This is a genomic window from Mesorhizobium oxytropidicola (genome assembly GCF_056174625.1).
Genome location: NZ_CM149692.1, coordinates 930599 through 948921, shown reverse-complemented (window position 1 = coordinate 948921; position 18323 = coordinate 930599). Strand labels below are relative to the sequence as shown.

The 18323-nt window shown below is 62.3% G+C and carries 16 protein-coding genes and 1 pseudogene; 11 read left to right on the top strand and 6 right to left on the bottom strand.

From position 1 onward, the window contains the following. Positions 1–412 precede the first annotated feature (412 nt). Positions 413–2052: pseudogene (locus AC0V8S_RS04615) on the top strand (ABC transporter substrate-binding protein). Positions 2053–2358: 306 nt separating this feature from the next. On the opposite strand, the gene AC0V8S_RS04610 reads toward AC0V8S_RS04615, so the two are convergent. After that, entirely contained in the window at positions 2359–2871 is a 513-nt protein-coding gene (locus AC0V8S_RS04610; RefSeq protein WP_475436968.1) for a hypothetical protein, read from the bottom strand. 295 nt (positions 2872–3166) lie between these two features. Between AC0V8S_RS04610 and AC0V8S_RS04605 the strand changes: the two genes are divergently transcribed. The 3 genes from AC0V8S_RS04605 to AC0V8S_RS04595 all read left to right on the top strand — a co-directional run bounded on the left by AC0V8S_RS04605 (position 3167) and on the right by AC0V8S_RS04595 (position 6296). Further along, the gene (locus AC0V8S_RS04605) at positions 3167–4234 is read left to right on the top strand and encodes a cyclic nucleotide-gated potassium channel (protein ID WP_475436967.1); all 1068 of its coding nucleotides are present in this window, start codon (positions 3167–3169) and stop codon (positions 4232–4234) included. Between the two features lie 644 nt (positions 4235–4878). Beyond that, positions 4879–5469, top strand: a complete 591-nt coding sequence (locus AC0V8S_RS04600; protein WP_475436966.1) for a hypothetical protein — start codon at positions 4879–4881, stop codon at positions 5467–5469. A gap of 35 nt (positions 5470–5504) precedes the next feature. Further along, positions 5505–6296, top strand: coding sequence for a pentapeptide repeat-containing protein (locus AC0V8S_RS04595; protein ID WP_475436965.1), 792 nt, complete (start codon positions 5505–5507; stop codon positions 6294–6296). A gap of 323 nt (positions 6297–6619) precedes the next feature. On the opposite strand, the gene AC0V8S_RS04590 is transcribed toward AC0V8S_RS04595, so the two are convergent. Beyond that, complete coding sequence (locus tag AC0V8S_RS04590) at positions 6620–7009, bottom strand: hypothetical protein (protein WP_475436964.1); 390 nt, start codon at positions 7007–7009, stop codon at positions 6620–6622. Between the two features lie 163 nt (positions 7010–7172). On the opposite strand from AC0V8S_RS04590, the gene AC0V8S_RS04585 reads away from it, so the two are divergent. After that, on the top strand, positions 7173–8219 hold the full coding sequence (locus AC0V8S_RS04585) for a COG3904 family protein (protein WP_475436963.1): 1047 nt from the start codon (positions 7173–7175) through the stop codon (positions 8217–8219). Positions 8220–8328: 109 nt separating this feature from the next. Here the strand turns inward: AC0V8S_RS04585 and lepA are convergent, their stop codons facing one another. Continuing rightward, the gene (gene lepA, locus AC0V8S_RS04580) at positions 8329–10134 is read right to left on the bottom strand and encodes a translation elongation factor 4 (protein ID WP_095202822.1); all 1806 of its coding nucleotides are present in this window, start codon (positions 10132–10134) and stop codon (positions 8329–8331) included. A 211-nt stretch (positions 10135–10345) separates the two neighbouring features. Here lepA and AC0V8S_RS04575 point away from each other — a divergent pair, with 211 nt between their 5' ends. From AC0V8S_RS04575 to msrA, 5 genes are all read left to right on the top strand, one after another. Continuing rightward, positions 10346–11377, top strand: coding sequence for a Tad domain-containing protein (locus AC0V8S_RS04575; protein WP_475438574.1), 1032 nt, complete (start codon positions 10346–10348; stop codon positions 11375–11377). 421 nt (positions 11378–11798) lie between these two features. Then, positions 11799–12125 (top strand): hypothetical protein, encoded by a 327-nt coding sequence (locus AC0V8S_RS04570; RefSeq protein ID WP_475436962.1) that lies wholly within the window; start codon positions 11799–11801, stop codon positions 12123–12125. A 109-nt stretch (positions 12126–12234) separates the two neighbouring features. After that, the gene (locus AC0V8S_RS04565) at positions 12235–12933 is read left to right on the top strand and encodes a DUF1223 domain-containing protein (RefSeq protein ID WP_475436961.1); all 699 of its coding nucleotides are present in this window, start codon (positions 12235–12237) and stop codon (positions 12931–12933) included. A gap of 86 nt (positions 12934–13019) precedes the next feature. Beyond that, complete coding sequence (locus AC0V8S_RS04560) at positions 13020–13340, top strand: hypothetical protein (RefSeq protein ID WP_475436960.1); 321 nt, start codon at positions 13020–13022, stop codon at positions 13338–13340. A 159-nt stretch (positions 13341–13499) separates the two neighbouring features. Next, the gene (msrA, locus tag AC0V8S_RS04555; RefSeq protein WP_475436959.1) at positions 13500–14225 is read left to right on the top strand and encodes a peptide-methionine (S)-S-oxide reductase MsrA; all 726 of its coding nucleotides are present in this window, start codon (positions 13500–13502) and stop codon (positions 14223–14225) included. Between the two features lie 163 nt (positions 14226–14388). Here msrA and AC0V8S_RS04550 read toward each other — a convergent pair whose 3' ends face one another. The 3 genes from AC0V8S_RS04550 to AC0V8S_RS04540 are packed head-to-tail and all read right to left on the bottom strand — an operon-like array spanning position 14389 to position 15564. Next, a complete protein-coding gene (locus tag AC0V8S_RS04550; protein ID WP_183464476.1) occupies positions 14389–14889 on the bottom strand; it encodes a hypothetical protein in 501 nt (166 codons plus the stop codon). Between the two features lie 59 nt (positions 14890–14948). Further along, positions 14949–15236 (bottom strand): hypothetical protein, encoded by a 288-nt coding sequence (locus tag AC0V8S_RS04545; protein ID WP_183464477.1) that lies wholly within the window; start codon positions 15234–15236, stop codon positions 14949–14951. After that, the gene (locus AC0V8S_RS04540) at positions 15214–15564 is read right to left on the bottom strand and encodes a DUF4242 domain-containing protein (RefSeq protein ID WP_244661913.1); all 351 of its coding nucleotides are present in this window, start codon (positions 15562–15564) and stop codon (positions 15214–15216) included. The genes AC0V8S_RS04545 and AC0V8S_RS04540 overlap by 23 nt, the downstream gene beginning before the upstream one ends. 165 nt (positions 15565–15729) lie before the next feature. On the opposite strand from AC0V8S_RS04540, the gene AC0V8S_RS04535 reads away from it, so the two are divergent. After that, entirely contained in the window at positions 15730–18318 is a 2589-nt protein-coding gene (locus AC0V8S_RS04535; protein WP_475438573.1) for an ATP-binding protein, read from the top strand. Positions 18319–18323 lie beyond the last annotated feature (5 nt).

The window sequence follows — 18323 nt, the reverse complement described above, 5'->3', positions numbered from 1 at the left end:
CCCTCCGGAGGGAGAGGAAGGGCGCCAAGGCCGGAGAACTCGCGCTTTTCCTCTCCCCCGTCGATCGGGGGAGAGGTGTCGAGCTAAGCTCGACGGAGTGGGGGTCGATCCATGGCTCGATCGTTGTATTTCAATCGACCAGAACCGTTCGGGTGGCGCCTATGGGTGCTGTCCCACCAGCGTTGCCAAGGGCCTACGGCCTGCCGTCTCTGCGGAGCACCGCACAACTCCTGCGGATTCCAGAACACTCCCTCTCGTCACCCAGCCCTATCATCGCCGCCTCAGGCACCCGGCGTTCGCAGCCGCCCCCGCGTTGGCGATTCGTCGGGACGACCCTGCTTCCGTGCATGCCGTTATCCCAAAACCGCTGCCCACTTTTGGGCGGCATGCACCAACAAAAGAGGGAACGACGATGAAATTCATGCTGACCGACCGCAAATTGCACCCGCAAGCCAAGCCCGTCGCCGACGATTTCAAAACCGGCGGCATCAACCGCCGCGAATATCTGGCGCTGATGGCCGGCCTCGGCGTCAGCGCCGCCGGCGCCTTGGCGCTGGGCGGCCTGGCCGCGACGCCTGCCCGTGCCGCCGAGCCGAAGAAGGGCGGCACCTTGCGCGTCGCCATGAACGTCAAGGGCTTCAAGGACCCGCGCACCTTCGACGGCGTCGAAATGTCCAACGTCGCCCGTCACTGCAACGAATATCTGGTGCGCTGGAACACCGATTTCTCGTTCGAGCCCTGGCTGCTCGAAAAATGGGAGATGAGCGACGACGCCAAGACGCTGACCCTGCATGTACGCAAGGGCATTTCTTGGTCGAACGGCGACACGTTCAACGCCGACGATGTCGTCCACAACCTCACCCGCTGGTGCGAGGCCGGTGTCGCCGGCAATTCGGTCGCCGCGCGCATGGGCGCGCTGGTCAATGCCGACACCAAGAAGGTGGTCGACGGCGGCATCGAGAAGGTCGACGACTTCACCATCAAGCTGAACCTGCCGAAGCCGGACATTTCGCTGATCGCCGGCATGGCCGACTACCCCGCTTTGATCATGCACCGCTCCTATGACGGCGAGGGCGACCCCATGAAGGCGCTGGCCATCACCACCGGCCCTTGTGAGCTGGTGAAATGGGATGCCGAGACGGGCGCCGAGGTGAAGCGCAAGGACAAGCCCTGGTGGAAGGGCGAATTCTGGCTGGATGGCATCCAGTGGATCGACTACGGCTCCGACCCCAACGCCATGCTGTCGGCCTTCGAATCCGGCGAGATCGACACCGACCACGAAACCGCTTCAGACGCCGTCTCGCAGACCGACAAGATGGGGCTGAAAAATTCCGAGATCGCCACCGGCTCCACCATCGTCGCCCGCTTCAACATCGGCAACGCGCCTTATCACGACGTCAAGCTGCGCCGCGCCGCGCAACTCGCCGTCGACAATGCCGCCGTGCTGGCGCTCGGCCTCGGCGGCCGCGGCAAGTCAGCCGACAACCACCATGTCGGCCCCATGCATCCCGAATATGCCGATATCGGCCCGGCCAAGCGCGATATGGAGGCGGCCAAAAACTGCTCGCCGCCTCCGGCAAGCCGGACCATGAATACGAGCTGATCTCGGTCGATGTCGAATGGCAGAAGAGCACCGGCGACGCGATCGCCGCGCAGATGCGCGAGGCCGGCCTCAAAATCAAGCGCACCGTGCTCCCCGCTGCCACCTTCTGGAACGACTGGAGCAAATACCCCTTCTCCTGCACCGAATGGCTGGGACGGCCGCTGGGCGTCCAGGTGCTGGCGCTGGCGTATAAATCGGGCGCCGCCTGGAACGAAAGCGCCTACGCCAGCAAGGAATTCGACGAGTTGCTCGACAAGGCGCTGGCGATGCCCGACGCCAAGGCCCGCAAGGAGGTCATGGCTGAGATCGAGCAGAATCTGCGTGACTCAGGCATCATCATCCAGCCTTACTGGCGCTCGGTGTACAGGACCTATCGCAAGGGGGTGGAGGGCTGCGAGCAGCACCAGGCGCTGGAGCAGCACTTTGAGAAGGTTTGGATTGAGGGGTGAGCCCTTTCCATTCCTGGGTTCCTCGCCCCCACGGAAGTGGGGGAGAGGTGGCCCGGCGAAGCCGGGACGGAGCGGGGGACGCCCTCCGCGAAGCCAAAACCTTATCCGGCATTGGGCTGGATGAAAGGAAGCCCTGTCGGAAGATTCGAAACTAACCTCCCAACGCCGCGCTGGCCCCTCTCCGTCCCGGCTTCGCCGGGCCACCTCTCCCCACTTCGTGGGGCGAGGAACCAGCGCTCTACCGTCCACCCCACACGCACCTCTGAAAATGTTGCTGGAGGCGCTGTTGCGGGTTCCGCATCCCCCTCACCGCTCATCCCTCAGCAACGTCCACACCCACCCGACAAAAGTCAGCACCAGGAACGGATAGCCTGCCGCCGGCAGCGGCGCCGAGGTCGGCAGCAAGGGCGTGCCCCATAGGATCATGCCGGCCGAGACGACAAACAGCACCGCGGCCACCAGCGCGGTGAGCCGCATCCACAGCGCAAAAGTCTTCGGCGCGCTGACCAGGACCAGCCCCGCCGCCCACAGCGAGATGCCGCCGACATAGGAGGGCACGCTGGCCTCCAGCCCCGCCGCATTGCCGGCCAGAAGCAGGCTCTCGCCGGCGAGGAAGGTGAGGAAGCCGGCGGCGACGCAATCATTGCCCAACCGCTGGTATTTCATGGTGAGCAGCGCGGTCGCCACCACCAGCGCCACGCCGTCGATCGTCCACAGCGTTTCGCGCAGCGGAGCGCTGGCGACGAAGGTGCCGGCGAGACCGAGGGCGCCACCGATGGCGAGGCCGATTGCGGCGGCGGTGTCTGACGTGGTGCGCATGTGATGTCTCCCCCAAGCTGCCTCAGGATACCGCAGGGCAGTGTCTGATCCAATGCCCGCCGATGTCGAGGCGCTCTTGCCGGTTTGACGTCCCGGCGCGGCTCCGCTGTCAGCCCGAAATTGACAAGGGCGTGAAGGAGGAAAAGGCGCAGACTGGGAAAGAGCGGTCCGCGGAGCCCACAGCCGACAAGGCCAGCCTTGGCGAGAACCGATATTGGTGCATCGCAGCAGGCCCCTTTACGCTTGCCTTGAAGCCATCCTATTTTGGACGGTCGCAGCCGCGGGTGGGCATGGAATGTCGGTACTGCCTTTCCTGAGAATTTACGCGCCGCTCAACGCGGTGCTGGCTGCGCCTGGGTTGCTGGCGGTGGCTGCGCTCACGATACCAGGCCTGTCCGGACGAAGCACACTGGCTCTGGCTGCCCTGCTCGCCGTCATCTGGGGCGCCTATCTCCTGCAACTGGCCGCGACGCTGCTCAAGCGCCGGGCGGGAGACCTTCGGGACGGGACGCCCAAAATCGCCATCGATGTGCTCGCGGTCTTGGTTCCACTCGCCGCATTTCTGCTCGTCGGCACGCTCGACCGGAGCCTCTACTGTGCTGTCTGGCTGCTGAAACCGCTGCGCGACTCGACTTTCTTCCCCGTGCTGGGCAGGGTCCTGGCCAACGAAGCGCGCAACCTGATCGGCGTCACCACGCTTTTCGGCGTCGTTCTGTTCGCTGTCGCGCTCGCGGCCTATGTCGTCGAGCGCGACATCCAGCCGGAAAAGTTCGGCAGCATCCCCCAGGCGATGTGGTGGGCGGTGGTCACGCTTTCCACCACCGGCTATGGCGACACTATCCCGCAAAGCTTCGCCGGCCGCGTCCTTGCCGGGGCGGTCATGATGAGTGGCATCGGCATCTTCGGGCTCTGGGCCGGCATTCTTGCCACGGGCTTCTATCAGGAGATCCGTCGCGAGGATTTCGTCCGCAATTGGCAATTGGTCGCCGCCGTGCCGTTGTTTCAGAAGCTCGGCCCAGCCGTGCTGGTCGAGATCGTGCGCGCGTTGAGACCACGCACGCTGCCGGCGGGCGCCGTGATCTTCCGCAATGGCGAGGTCGGCGACCGGATGTTCTTCGTCGTCGAGGGGCGCGTCAGCGTCGCGACGCCGAGCCCGGTGGAGCTTGGCCCCGGCGCCTTCTTCGGCGAGATGGCGCTGATCACCGGCGAACGGCGTTCGGCGACCGTCAGCGCCGCAACGGAGGTCTCACTCCTGTCGCTGCACGCGGCGGATTTCCAGATGCTGTGCAGCAGCAGCCCGGAGATCGCGGAAATCATCCGCAAGACCGCGCTCGAGCGCCGCGGCGCGGCACCGACGGCTTGATCCCAAGCGTGGAGCTTCAGCGCCGCGCTGGCGGCTGTCGGCTGCCTCAAACCCGGCCGCGCCGCAATCATTGCCCGGCCGCTGGTATTTCATGGTGAGCAGCGCGGTGGCGACCACGAGGGCCACGCCGTCGATCGTCCAGAGCGTTTCGCGCAGTGGAGCGCTGGCGGCGAAGGCGCCGGCGAGGCCGAGGAGGCGACGGTGTCCGAAGTGGAGCGCATGGGATGTTCCCCAAGTCGCGGAGAGGATACTCCCGGGACGAATGTTCCAAATGGGCAGGCCAGCGCGCACTAACAAACGGCGTGATCGCTGGAAGTTACGGGGTGCGCTGTTGTGGACTTCGACATGGCGGACATGGGACTGAGTGAAGCGGAAAGCAAGTGAAGTATCGAGAGGTCGTGCAGGCAGCTGACATGCCGGGTCGTCATTCGGCGTGGCCAGCTTGTTATTGCACGACCGGATTAAAACAACCTCGGAACGATTTCGTACACCGGACATGTTCGAGCGATGCGAAGCGAAACTCCAATAGAGCACGAGAATATACGGCAGAACCTCTGTTCCGAGCCTTTTTTAAAACCGTTGGATTCTCGGTCTATCGGGAATAACATCGAAGGAACTAGGGGAGGAAACAGGGGAGGAAACAGATGCTCGGTTTGCTGGGGTGGCTGTTGGTTTTCGGATTCGTTCTGATTGCACTGGCTGGAATGGCATGGATATTTCTACCGAATTGGCTGTCCAAGACGTTCGGCTCTATTGAGCCTGGGAACCCCTATCGAGACGGCCTCCCCCGAATACTCGGATTTCCTATCGTCGCTATCGGCGCTGCCGGCGCAATCGTAACAGCGCTTCAAGCAATAGACGCGTTTAGCCGAGCGCAAGAGAGTGCATACCAGGACCAATACAGGAAAGGATTCGATTCGATTGGTAGTAGGAATATTGCTGTGCGTATCGGTGGGCTTTATGCTCTCGAGGACTTACTTGGTAGGAAAACCGTCCATGCCAGTGACGAAAAGTCTACCAGTCCCGCTATAATAATCTTGAGAGCCCTGGCTGCTCTAGCGGTGGACAGCTCAAAGAAATCTGAAAATCCTGACGGAGCTATTCCAGCGGATGTGTCGACGGCGCTCGGAATTATCGGGAGTGGAATCAAGGAGATAGAGAGCGATCACGAGGTAACGCTATGGCCGAGCCTCGATCTTCGCGGGGGAAATTTTCGGGCAGTGTGGTTGTGTTGAGGGACTTGTCTCACACGGATTTCAGAGACGCCGACTTGCGAGGCTCGGATTTTTACAAGACGAAATTCTATGGAAGCAATCTGCGGTTTGCGCGTATGCAGGGCATAAATGGTTCCGGCGCGGATTTCTCCCATGCTGGGCTCTCCAATGCTTCTTTTGAAAAAGGCCTGAACTGGGCAGTGCCAGTCATGGAGACTGGGGAGCCCATTGGCAGCCAACTTTCCGGATCCACGTTTTACAATGCGTCGGGAGAAAATATTAAATTCGGTGGAGCTTGCTTGGCCGGCGTGTTCTTTAATAATGCGAACATTAAGAGCAGCGACTTTACTGAGGCGAATCTTTACCAGGTGCATTTTAAATCCGCAAAATTAACCGGGATCTCGTTCGCACGCACAAATATTATGCGAGCGGAATTTACTATTGACGAAAAGGTGACGGCCCTTACCGATGTGTCTTTCGAAAGCGCAGACCTGCGTAAAGCGGATTTCTCGGGCGCGACCCTGACGAATGTAGACTTCCATCGGGCAAATCTCACCGATGCCCACCTTGACGGCGCGGTTCTCTCCAATGTGCATTTCGACGACGCAGTTCTTGTTCAGGCGACGTTCAAGGACGCTAAGCTCGCAAGAACGTCGTTCAAAGGCGCCCTTATGCAAGGTGCCGTCTTTAATGGCACAGTTCTAGACGGCGCCGACATGACAAGCCTTTGTGGCACCGCCTTGCCGGACGATCGGATCGCGGTCGGCTACTGTGAAGCGCCGCCCACCAACCCTCCGCCGGTTAACCCGGTTGATCCGCACAGCTGTCTTAACCAGGAAGCCAGATAGGTCTACGCCCCCGCTCACTGCCCACCCTTCAGCAGCGTCCAGATCCACCCGACAAAAGTCAGCACCAGGAACGGATAGCCCGCGGCGGGCAGCGGCGCGGAGGTCGGCAGCAAGGGCGCGCACGACTGGACAATGCGAAGATGCCAAGATAGGATTACAATCCTATCTTGGCATAAGCCAGACAGGACCAATGGCGAATTGCTCGCGCAAGCTTCAACAGTCACACTGCCTCTGTAAGTCATGAGGCAAGCATGGCGTCCTTGGGAATTTGGACTATCAGGGTCCTGAGAAAGTTACCCCATACGAAAACCTTCGACGCGCATCTAACTCGATGCGCCTTTGCGGAGGTGCTGTTTGATGAGCACTTGACTCTCTTCAAGATACTTGGTTGGGCTCGCATCGAGCGTAGCGAAGGCCACGTTGATATGAGTGACGAGGCTGTTCAACCCGCCGTGTTTGCCCGCCGGATTCCCGAGCACAGCAACAGCGGTGAAGTCGGCAAAGTTGTCTACATCCAGAACGGGTCGCAGGCGGTCCACTAGTTCCTGCGGCCTCTCGCCTGTCTTGAGTATGAATGCGAGATGCCGTTTCTCATGCATGCATGGTTTGGCCGATGGGCCTAGCGCCCGTCGCAAAGCTTTAACTTCCCTGTCGCAGTGCTCAATTTCGAACCTCAGGAAGACCTGAAGCAAGAGAACATGCTTGTAGGCCATTGAATTGTTGCCTTTACGAATCGTGGGAGGAGCCTGATTATGATGGCGATTCCCTTGCGGCAACAAGTCCAGATGAAAGGATACGCGTAGCTACGCGGGCTTTCTGGGGATAAAGCCGCCCGATCCGGCGAAAAGATCAAGATACTTCTGGTCAGGAGTGACTGTGCAATTCGAATTTACCGATCCCCAGACGGAATTTGAAAGGGCCATTGGCGGGTCGTTTTCGATCAACGCCCTCGGAACCATTCAAGCGGGAGACGGGGTCAAGTTTCGCGAATTCGTGGATCGATCCGCGCCTCCGCCCCGAACGACTGTTTACATCGATTCGATTGGCGGCAACGTCGAAGAAGCGATGATCATCGGACGAACGATCAGAGATTGCTGGTTCTCGACTTCAATCGGCAAGTACCTACTCGACACCAATGAAGTCTCTGATATTTCGCATCTTATGGTACCCCGGATGCGGTTACCGGGTAGATGCATCAGTGCTGCAACTCTGATTTTCCTCGGCGGTCGACTGAGATACTTTCCACAAGGATCCGAGTTTGGAGTTCATCAATTCTCATTCAAAAACCCGTCACCAGACGACGTTAGTCAGTCACAAGTGCTTTCGGCGAAGATTGCCCGTTTTTTAGTCGATATGGGAGTATCTCCTGATTTTCTTGAATTCTCATCGTCGGTTCGTAGCGATTCAATACTCATCGCCGACGAGGACAATCTCAAGAAACTCGGTGTAGTGACTGGTGGCGCGACCGATACCAGTTGGACCGTGCAGGCACAAGCCAACATGATTTATGTGCGCGGAGAACGAGATTCGCTCTTTGGTCACCACAAAGTTATGCTTGGCCACACCAAAGGAGCGGGTTTCTTTTTCTGGGCTGTGATCGAAGCTCAAGGTAGGGAAGAGGAGCTGACTACACTCGGCCTTGTCGAGATCGTATTAAACGGTGAGGAAAAAAAGATCGATATTTCAAATAGATGCGAGCGTATGGTGAGTGGCATCTATGTAAACGTCTTCGCCAATGTCACACAAGAAGAGGCTCAGGCAATTGCATATTCGACCAGTTTTGGGGTCCATATTCGATTTTGGTCGGACTCCCCGATGTTTTTCGGTATAGCCCCAGTGCTGACAGCAGGCGGCACGGAGCAGTTGCAAACGATCTACAACGTATTTTCCAAAGACGAAGAGATACTTCTAAAATCGTCATGAGGTTTGCCGCAACCCCCGGGGCGGGACCCGCTGCCTTCGGCAACTCCCACCCGGACTTGCGCTCGCATCGACCCACCGGGTCGATGCGTTCGGCCGAAGGCCGAACCCCTTAATCCCCCATCTTCAGCGCCTGGATAAACGCCTCCTGCGGAATATCCACCTTGCCGAACTGGCGCATCCGCTTCTTGCCTTCTTTCTGCTTGTCCAGCAGCTTGCGCTTGCGCGAGACGTCGCCGCCGTAGCACTTGGCGGTCACGTCCTTGCGCAGCGCCGAGATGGTTTCGCGCGCAATGACCTTGCCGCCGATCGCGGCCTGGATCGGGATCTTGAACAGATGGTGCGGGATCAGCTCCTTCAGCTTCTCGCACATCTGCCTTCCGCGCTTTTCCGCTGCCGTGCGGTGCACCAGCATGGAGAGCGCGTCGACCGGCTCCTCATTGACCAGGATCGACATTTTCACCAGATCGCCCTCGCGATAGTCGGTCAGGTGATAGTCGAACGAGGCATAGCCCTTGGAGATCGACTTCAGCCGGTCATAGAAGTCGAAGACCACTTCGTTGAGCGGCAAATCGTAGGTCAGCATGGCGCGTTTGCCGACATAGGAGAGGTCGGCCTGGATGCCGCGCCGGTCCTGGCAGAGTTTTAGAATGCCGCCGAGATAGTCGTCGGGGGTCAGGATCGTGGCGCGGATCCACGGTTCCTCGATCGCCGAAATCTTCACCACGTCGGGCATGTCGGCCGGGTTGTGCAATTCCTTCACCGAGCCGTCATTGAGCAGCAGCCGGTAGACGACGCTTGGTGCCGTGGCGATCAGGTCGAGGTTGAACTCGCGCTCCAGCCGCTCCTGGATGATTTCCAAATGCAGCAAGCCCAGGAAGCCGCAGCGATAGCCGAAGCCGAGAGCGGCCGAGGTTTCCATCTCATAAGAGAAAGAAGCGTCGTTGAGGCGCAATTTGCCGACGGCAGCGCGCAGATCCTCGAAATCGGCGGCGTCGACCGGGAACAGGCCGCAGAACACCACCGGCTGCGCCGGCTTGAAGCCGGGCAAGGCATGCGCGGTGGCGCGCTTGTCCTCGGTGATGGTGTCGCCGACGCGGGTGTCGGCCACTTCCTTGATCGAGCCGGTGAAGAAGCCGAACTCGCCCGGGCCAAGCTCGTCGACATTGATGCGGGCCGGCGTGAACACGCCGGTGCGCTCGACCAGATATTTGGCGCCGGTGCCCATCATGCGGATGGTCTGGCCCTTTTTCAGCACGCCATCGATGATGCGCACCAAGACGATGACGCCGAGATAGGCGTCGTACCAGCTGTCGACCAGCATCGCCTTCAAGGGCGCGGTCGCATCGCCCTCGCGCGGCGGCGGCAATTGGTGGACGATGGCTTCCAGCACATCGGGAATGCCAAGCCCGGTCTTGGCCGAGATCAGCACGGCGTTGGAGGCGTCGATGCCGATCACCTCCTCGACCTGTTCGCGGATGCGCTCCGGCTCGGCGGCCGGCAGGTCGACCTTGTTCAGCACCACGACGATCTCGTGGTTGTTGTCGATCGCCTGGTAGACATTGGCGAGTGTCTGCGCCTCGACGCCCTGGGACGCGTCGACCACCAGCAGCGAACCCTCGCAGGCGGCCAGCGAACGCGACACTTCATAGGCGAAGTCGACATGTCCGGGCGTGTCGATGAGATTGAGGATATAGTCCTCGCCATTGTTGGCGCGGTATTTCAGCCGCACCGTCTGCGCCTTGATGGTGATGCCGCGCTCGCGCTCGATATCCATCGAGTCCAGCACCTGCTCCTTCATGTCGCGCAGTTCCAGCCCGCCGGTGGACTGGATCAGCCGGTCGGCAAGCGTGGATTTGCCATGGTCGATATGGGCGACGATGGAGAAATTGCGGATGTGGTCGAGGGGCGTGCTCATGGCGGGCGCTTTAGCAGGGGCGGCAAGCGGCGGCAAGCGGCGGCCTTTGGCGACCGTTTCGGCCGGATCGCCGGAATATCGATAAATTTTAACCAAACGCGTTAGAGCATAATTTGCAACCTGTATGTTAGCCCTGCAGGATATTCTATTGAAAGGGCAGGAAATGCGGGGGGTTGTAGTCAGGTTCCTGGGGTCGCGCCGCGGCTCGATGATGCCATTGTTCTTTCTCACTCTGCTGCCGATCATATCCGCGGTCGGCTTTTCGGTCGACTATACCAGCGCGATCCAAACCCGGTCCAACCAGCAGCAGGCGCTGGATGCCGCGCTGCTGTCGATCACCACCATGGACACCACCTCGACGCTGGCGCAGCGCCAGACGGCGCTGCAGGATTCCTTCATCGCCAATGGTGGCCAGGGCACTGCGACGCTGAACAATTTTGTGGCTGGTACCACCACCGCCGCCGCCACCGGCCAGGCCACGGCAACTTTCTCCATGCCGACCATCTTCATGAAGATCGCCAGGATCGACTCCGTGCCGGTTGCCGTCGTGGCGGCGGTCAGCAAGCCGCCGGCGCTGGTCAATGCGACCTTCAAGATCTCCAAGGTGTCGGGCTGGTGGAACAAGACGATGACGCTCTACGGCACCCAATTTGGAGCGACGGCGGCCAAGCCGCTGATGTCTATCGAGTATACCTATAACGGCTTCGGGGATCCGAAGGGCTACGGCACCACGAACGTGTATACGATCACCAACAATGGTGGCGCAGACATCAAGACGCTCGTCCAGTCGCAAGTTTGCGCCACCGTCAGCGTGACCACTTTCACCGGTTTGCCCGCAGGTGCGATCCTCCAGACCAGTGGCAGCAGGAAATACTCGACAACCTGCGTCGACACCATGTATCCGGCCAACGGCGCTGGCGCGGCGATCGATGTCAGCCAGATGGGTGGCCTCTCTCTGCAGATGTACGTGCCATCGGGCAACCCGCAATACCTCACATCGGACGATGCAAGCACCTCCAACCGACTCTATAGCGGGGTGGACGCGAACTCCCTGGTCGAGACCGCGACCGGGACGAAGGTCGACATCTTCGCCATCGTGCCTTGTGGCGTCACCAGCTATCAAGCCTGGGAAGATGGTGGCACAACGGTGCCGACTCCGTCCTCAAATGCCGACTTTTTCTACAACGTCACCGGCAAGTGCGACTTCAACAAGCGGCCCTCGGACACAGCGCTGACGCAGTAAGGCTGGAACTGCCGATCGCCCCCCTCGAGGGGGAGATGTCGCCGAAGGCGACAGGGGCGCGCGTAGAGCGCCAGCCTCCAGCCCTGGCGTTAGGGGCGCGGTTTTCCCTTCTCCCCTTGTGGGAGAAGGTGTCGCCGAAGGCGACGGATGAGGGGTGCTCCAGGGAACGCCGACGTCTCACTTCGCTGGAACACCCCTCAACCGTCTCGCCGCTGCGCGGCGATCCACCTTCTCCCACAAGGGGAGAAGGAAGAGGCGCCTTGCGGGCCTGGGTCGGCATAGCCTAGAGCGTTTCACCGTTTCATGGAAACGGCGAACCGCTCTAACTCTCTGTTTTGACGCAATTCCTGACGGAAAACCGCTCACACTTTTCCTGGAATTGCTCTAGCGTGCGGTGCGTCAGCTCCTGGAGAAGAATGCGATGTCAGACCCCGTGCTGCGTGTGTCCATCTTGCGCTGCGATGCCACGAAGTTCGCGCTGTTGCGAGAGATGATGCTGGAGGCCGAGGCAGATCTTCGGCCCGGCATCGAGGCCATGCCAGGGCTGCTCACCTTCTACGCCGGCGCCGACGAGGCGACATTGTCGCTCATCAACACCAGTGTCTGGGATACGCTGGAGCACGCCAGGCAGCTCGATACCTTCCAGCCCATGCTGGATGCAGGAAAGCGATTTGTCGCCGAAGGCGCAATTTTTGAGCGGCCGATCATGCACTACACCTCACTGTGGCGTTTTGGGCCGCGCGCATAAGTCTGGTGCCGTGATCACAAACCGGTGAGCGCTGTAACGAAGCGGCAAACGGCAGCGAAGTGGGGGAATGACCGGCGCATCTGAGCGCCGTCCCACACGGAGCCAGCCGATGTCGAGAGCCAGAACATTCGCCGCATTGTCCAGCCTGGGCGCTCTTGCGCTCGCCGCCTCGCTCAGCGCCGCTGCCGCGCAGCCGCTCAGCGTCGTCGAGCTGTTCACCAGCCAGGGCTGCTCCTCCTGCCCGCCGGCCAACGCCAATCTCATCAAGGTCAAGGACCAGCCCGGCGTGCTGGCGCTGTCCTTCAACGTCACCTACTGGGATTATCTCGGCTGGAAGGACACGTTCGGCAAACAGGAGTTCACCCAGCGCCAGGTGTCCTACGAGCCGCCGCTCGGCCATGACGGCCCGTTCACGCCGCAAGTGGTGGTCAACGGCCATGCCGATGTCGTCGGCGCCGCACCGGGTGAGATCGAGCATCTGATTTCCGCGACGGCCAAGACCGGCGGCCCCTCGCTGTCGCTCGACGGCGGCAAGGTCGCGATCGGCGCCGGCGCCGCCCCGGGCGGCAAGGCCGATGTCTGGCTGGTGCGCTATGCCAAGGGCGTCGTGCAGGTGCCGGTGGCGCGCGGCGAAAACACCGGCCGCACCCTACCGCATGCCAATGTGGTGCATGCGCTGACAAAACTCGGCAGCTGGACCGGCGACGCCACCGCCTATGCGCTGCCCGCCGCGCCCAGTGGCTTCAGCACCGCCGTGCTGGTGCAATCGCCGGGCGGCGGACCGATCCTCGCCGCCGCGACCAACTGATTTTTCTTTCCCTTCGCGCGGGGCCGCATGCAGCGGCAACGCATTACCCGGCCCGCTTCCGCGCGCCAAAACCCAAGGAGACTACCATGACCAAGTACCTGACCCTGCCGGCGCTCGCCTTCGCTCTTTCGGCCGCCGTTTTCGTCGCCGACGCCCGTGCCGACGACACGACCAACGCCATGAAGCCGGCCAATGCGATGGCGACCGACGCCATGAAACCGGCCACGGATGCCATGAAACCGGCGGATGCAATGAAGCCCGCGGCGGACGCGATGAAGCCTGCCGACCCGATGGCCACCAACGCGATGAAGCCCGCAACGGACGCCATGAAGCCTGCCGCTGACGCTATGAAACCGGCCACCGATGCGATGAAGCCGGCGGCGGATGCCACGGCTCCGGCCAACTGACATTGGTCGTGGCCTTCTGTCCCTGGCGGGCTCGCTGTCCAGCCGGGGACAGTTCTTGAAAGGCGCACACGAATGTGAGCCCGTCGCGCAACTCACGGATCGCGCCATCGTAGCTGATCCAATAGACTGATCCCTATGCAAGCCATGAGGAGTGCAACCATGACCGATATCAAGAACCGTTCGACCGGCTTTGTCCGGGGCGCGCTCGCCGCACTTGCCCTGGCCGCCACCGGCGCCGCCTTCTGGCTGACGCCGGCCGTCTCGGCGGAAGACGCCGTGGTCATCCCGCCGCCGGCGCTGGACGAAAAGGCGGCTGCGGGCAGCGAGACGGCAATCTTCGCCGGCGGCTGCTTCTGGGGCGTGCAGGGCGTGTTCCAGCACGTCAAGGGCGTCAGCAAGGCTGTCTCCGGCTACACCGGCGGCGCCAAGGACGACGCCGTCTACGAAACCGTCGGCACCGGCCGCACCGGCCATGCCGAATCCGTCGAGATCACCTACGATCCCTCGAAGGTCACCTACGGCCAGCTGCTGCAGGTCTATTTCTCGGTCGCCCACAATCCGACGCAGCTGAACTACCAGGGACCGGACTCCGGCACGCAGTACCGCTCGACGATCTTTGCCGAAAACGACGCGCAGAAGAAGATCGCGCAGAATTATATCGACCAGCTCGACAAGGCCAAGCTCTATCCGGCACCGATCGTCACCACGATCGAGACCGGCAAGACCTTCTACCCGGCCGAGAACTACCACCAGGACTTTCTGACGCTGAACCCGACCTATCCCTACATCGTCTACAACGACCTGCCTAAGGTGGCGAACCTGAAGCAGCTGTTCCCGGCGCTGTACAGCGACAAGCCGGTGCTGGTGCTGTCGGCGAGCAATTGAGGTTTGGTTATCTCCCCCTTGAGGGGGAGATGGCCGGCAGGCCAGAGGGGGTCGGTTCGACCGGGCTCGGCCTCCTGCGACAGAAGGAAGTTGGCGCTTCACGCGCGGCGACCCCCTCTGTCGCCTTCGGCGAAATCTCCCCCTCGAGGGGGGAGATTTGCGCCTACATCGCCTTCATCGCATCACACGACACATCAGGGTTCATGTCGGCGAAGGTGCCCGTCGGGTTCTTCTTCCAGGCCCAGACATGCAGCTCATAGAAGGCGCCCAGGCCATAACGGTTGGGGGTGCTGTTGAAGTTGAACAGCTGTCCTTCGAGCGAAGCCGGGCCTTTCGACGTGATGTACTCCACCGCCACCAGCTTCTGCGTGCCGTCCGCCATCGGCTCGTACATCACCGCTTCCGGCTTCGCGAGATCGACGGCATCGTCCTTCAGGTAGGCCGCGTTGACATAGTGAATGCCCATGGCGCCGCCGGTGATGCCGCTGGCGCAAGGGATCGGCGCGTAGCCTTCGGCGGTGGCCGTCGCCACATTCTCGAAACGGCTGTTGGCTGCCCGCACCTTCTCATCCAGCGTGCCGGTGCCATTGGCATTCGCCGCCGTGGCCGCGATCGACAGGATCGACAGGTTGATGAGGTGCTTGGTCCACAGATGGATGTTCATTTTCTCTCCTCGTTGTTGATGCGCGGAAGCAGCCGCTCCCGCTGCGAAGTCGATGGCTGTCAGTGGTACCGGGTGAAATCCCAGTAGTGCGGCAGCTCCTCGAGCTCCGGCAGGCCGATGTCGCGTCTCAGATAATCGTCCTGCGGAGGCAACCGGCGCCGGTTCTTGCGCAATGGTGCGAACAGCAGCGAGGCAAGCCGCCGGAGAATCCGGCCCAGTAACGGGCCTCGTCCGACTGGTCTCGAACCCGCCAACACCGCGCTGGACGCGTTGTCAGGCAAGCGGCCATCGCCGCGAAGGGCAGTTGGATGGTCATTGTCGGGATCAACGATAAAAGTAAGGGTCAAGGACCCGCACCTCCGTGATCTTGTCGACCGGCAGGGCGTTTTTCTGGGCCGTGCTGCGGATCGCCTCGGGCGAGGGCGCATCATAGATGCAGAAGCTCTGCTTCTTGTCGGGCGATACGAAGGATTGCACCCAGGTCACGCCCTTCTCCGCATTGCGCATGATGACACCGCCCAGCGCGTCGGCGCCGGCATCGTTCATCGGCACGCTGAGGCCGTTGGGAAATGTGCGTTCAACCACATAGCGAGGCATATCAAGTTCCCTTTTCCACTGTTTCACGCTCGATTTGAGCGCGGCTGGACATTGATCATGCTCGCCGACGGCGCGCATCGGAGCCTTTCCCTATGTTTTGTGGGAAGATTCCCTATAATGGCGACGTTATGTGTGAGGTAGCACTGGAATGTGTGGAGGGTCACATTTCCGGTCATGGTCCCGGACGCTCGTGGCGGATGTCTGGGGAAACGCCGAAACACAATCCCTGTTGAGCGTATGACGATGCTTCTGGAACGGCAGACACAGCTGGAGCAGTTGGGCGGATTTCTCTCGGAGGCTGCGCGAGGCTGCGGCCATGTCGCGGCGCTGTCTGGCGAGGCGGGCGCCGGCAAATCGGCGCTTGTCGAGGCGTTCGTCGGCTCAGTTGCCGATGGCGCGCGCATCTTCCGCAGCGCCTGCGAGGACCTGTCGATTCCCGATCCGCTCGGGCCGCTCTACGATCTCGCCCGCGAGGCGCAATGGGCGATGCCGCAGGCGGTCGCCGCGCGCCGGGGAGAACGGCTGCCGCTGTTTTCCGATGCGCTCGACGTCTTCGAGACAAGGACCCGGCTGACTCTGCTGGTCATCGAGGACCTGCACTGGGCCGATGACGCGACGCTCGACTTCGTCCGCTTTCTCGGCCGGCGCATCGCCAACACCCACATCCTCCTGCTCCTGACGGCGCGCACCGATCGCAGCGAAGGCCAGATGCGCGTGCGCCGGGCGCTGGGTGAAATCCCGGCCGGCAATGTCGCGCGCATCGACGTGCCGCTGCTCAGCGAAGCGGCGGTGCTGTCGCTTGCCGCCGGCGCCGGCCGCGATGGCGATGCCATCTACCGGGCGACCGCCGGCAACGCCTTTTTCGTCACCGAACTGTTGAGCGCCGAAAACGAAACGGCGCTGCCGGCCAGCGTGCGCGATGCGGTGCTGGCGCGCGCCGAACGCCTGTCGGCCGGCGCCCGCGCGATGCTCGACGCCGTCTCGGTGTTTCCCAGGCGCGCCGACGCCTGGGCCTTGACCGGCCTGTGCGGCGTGGCCAGCGCCGGCCAGCTGGCCGAATGCGTCGCCAATGGACTGCTCGACGACCTCGGCGATGCCTACGCCTTCCGCCACGAGATCGCCCGCCGGGCCATCGAGACGATGCTGACGACCAGCCACAGGCGGGAATTCAACCAGCGCGCGCTGTCGGCGCTGCTCGAAAGGGGCGACATCGCCACCGCTCGGCTGGTCCATCACGCGGTGGAGGCGCACAATCTGGAGACGGTGCGCGAGCTGGCACCGGTCGCCGCCCGCGAGGCCTCCCGCGTCGGCGCCCATCGCGACGCCGCCGGCTACTACGAGGTCGCCCTGCGCCAGGCCGATAATTTGCCGGAAGAAGAGCGTGCCGGGCTTTACGAGCACTATGCCTTCGAGTGCCATCTGATCGGCCGCATCGACGAGGCGATCAAGGCGCAGGAGCAGGCGCGCGCGCTGCATCAGGCCCTGGGCAATGTGCTGAAGGAGGGCGACAGCCTTCGCTGCCTGTCGCGTTTTGCCTATCTGATGGGCGATCGCCAGGCCGCCGACACGTTCGGCGCAGAGGCGGTGGCGCTGCTTGAGTCCGCGCCGGCCGGGCCGGAGCTGGCCATGGCCTATTCCAATCTCTCGCAGCTGGCGATGCTGGCCGAACGGCTCGACGAGACCTTGTCGCTGGGCGCCAGGGCAATCGAGCTCGCCGAAGCGGCGAACCGGCCGGACATTGTCTGCCACGCGCTCAACAATGTCGGCGCCGCCGAGCAGTGGCTGGATCAGGACAGCGGGCGGCTGCACCTTGCCCGCAGCCTCGAAATCGCGCTGGCGCAAAACTTCCAGGAACACGCCGCGCGTGCCTTCACCAACTGCGCCTGCAGCGGCATGAACCAGCTGGAATATTCCGAGGCCCAGTCCTTCCTCGATCGCGGCATCGACTATTGCGTCGAGAATGATCTGGCGACCTGGCGCGATTATATGCGCGGCGTGCGGGCGCAATTGCTGCTGCGCCATGGCCGGTGGGACGAAGCCGGCGCCGAGGCGCTCGAAGTCATCACCGGCACGCATGCCGCCGCCCTCGTGCGCTATCCAGCCCTTGTGGCGCTGTCGCGGCTAAGGGTGCGTCGTGGCGATCCCTCCGCCGAGCCGCTGCTGGCGGAGACGAAGCAATTCCTGGAAAAGGGCGCCGAACTGCAGCGCCTGTTGGCCTACGCGGCCGTGATCGCCGAGCAGGCCTGGCTCGGGGAAGCGGACAAGGACGAGGCACTGCGGCTGATCGGCCTTGCCGAGAGCCTGTCGCCGACGCGGGCGGTCTTCGCCGAACTGGCCGGCTGGCGGCAAATGCTGGCGCCCGATATCGATCCTGGCGACACGACAGGCATGGCCGCGCCCTACCGGATGCTGCTGGCTGGTGACTGGCAGGGGGCTGCGGACGCGTGGGCGGATCTGAACGCGCCTTACGAACGCGCGCTGGCGCTCACCCAGGGCGACGAGGCCGCGCAGCGTGCGGCGCTGGACATCCTCGAGGCGCTCGGCGCCCGGCCGGTCGCAAGCCACGTGCGCGACATCATGCGGCAAAACGGCGTCATCCACATCGCCCGGGGACCGCGCCGCACCACGCGCGCCAACAGCGCCGGCCTCACCCAGCGCCAGATGGAGGTGTTGCAGCTGATCGAGCGCGGCCTGTCCAACAAGCGCATCGCCGAGCATCTCGCCATTTCACCCAAGACGGTCGATCACCACGTCTCGGCGGTGCTGGGCAAGCTCGACGCCGTCTCGCGCGGCGAGGCCTCCGCCGCCGCGCGCGCGAGCGGACTGATCTGAAGACG

What these genes read in the sequence shown, in the direction of transcription:
- AC0V8S_RS04565 (WP_475436961.1), top strand. Translation starts at nt 12,235, where the DNA reads ATGTCGAGAGCCAGAACATTCGCCGCATTGTCCAGCCTGGGCGCTCTT.
- AC0V8S_RS04560 (WP_475436960.1), top strand. Translation starts at nt 13,020, where the DNA reads ATGACCAAGTACCTGACCCTGCCGGCGCTCGCCTTCGCTCTTTCGGCC.
- AC0V8S_RS04605 (WP_475436967.1), top strand. Translation starts at nt 3,167, where the DNA reads ATGTCGGTACTGCCTTTCCTGAGAATTTACGCGCCGCTCAACGCGGTG.
- lepA (WP_095202822.1), bottom strand. Translation starts at nt 10,134, where the DNA reads ATGAGCACGCCCCTCGACCACATCCGCAATTTCTCCATCGTCGCCCAT.
- AC0V8S_RS04575 (WP_475438574.1), top strand. Translation starts at nt 10,346, where the DNA reads ATGCCATTGTTCTTTCTCACTCTGCTGCCGATCATATCCGCGGTCGGC.
- AC0V8S_RS04540 (WP_244661913.1), bottom strand. Translation starts at nt 15,564, where the DNA reads ATGCGCGCCGTCGGCGAGCATGATCAATGTCCAGCCGCGCTCAAATCG.
- AC0V8S_RS04535 (WP_475438573.1), top strand. Translation starts at nt 15,730, where the DNA reads ATGCTTCTGGAACGGCAGACACAGCTGGAGCAGTTGGGCGGATTTCTC.
- AC0V8S_RS04600 (WP_475436966.1), top strand. Translation starts at nt 4,879, where the DNA reads ATGCTCGGTTTGCTGGGGTGGCTGTTGGTTTTCGGATTCGTTCTGATT.
- AC0V8S_RS04550 (WP_183464476.1), bottom strand. Translation starts at nt 14,889, where the DNA reads ATGAACATCCATCTGTGGACCAAGCACCTCATCAACCTGTCGATCCTG.
- AC0V8S_RS04610 (WP_475436968.1), bottom strand. Translation starts at nt 2,871, where the DNA reads ATGCGCACCACGTCAGACACCGCCGCCGCAATCGGCCTCGCCATCGGT.
- AC0V8S_RS04590 (WP_475436964.1), bottom strand. Translation starts at nt 7,009, where the DNA reads ATGGCCTACAAGCATGTTCTCTTGCTTCAGGTCTTCCTGAGGTTCGAA.
- msrA (WP_475436959.1), top strand. Translation starts at nt 13,500, where the DNA reads ATGACCGATATCAAGAACCGTTCGACCGGCTTTGTCCGGGGCGCGCTC.
- AC0V8S_RS04570 (WP_475436962.1), top strand. Translation starts at nt 11,799, where the DNA reads ATGTCAGACCCCGTGCTGCGTGTGTCCATCTTGCGCTGCGATGCCACG.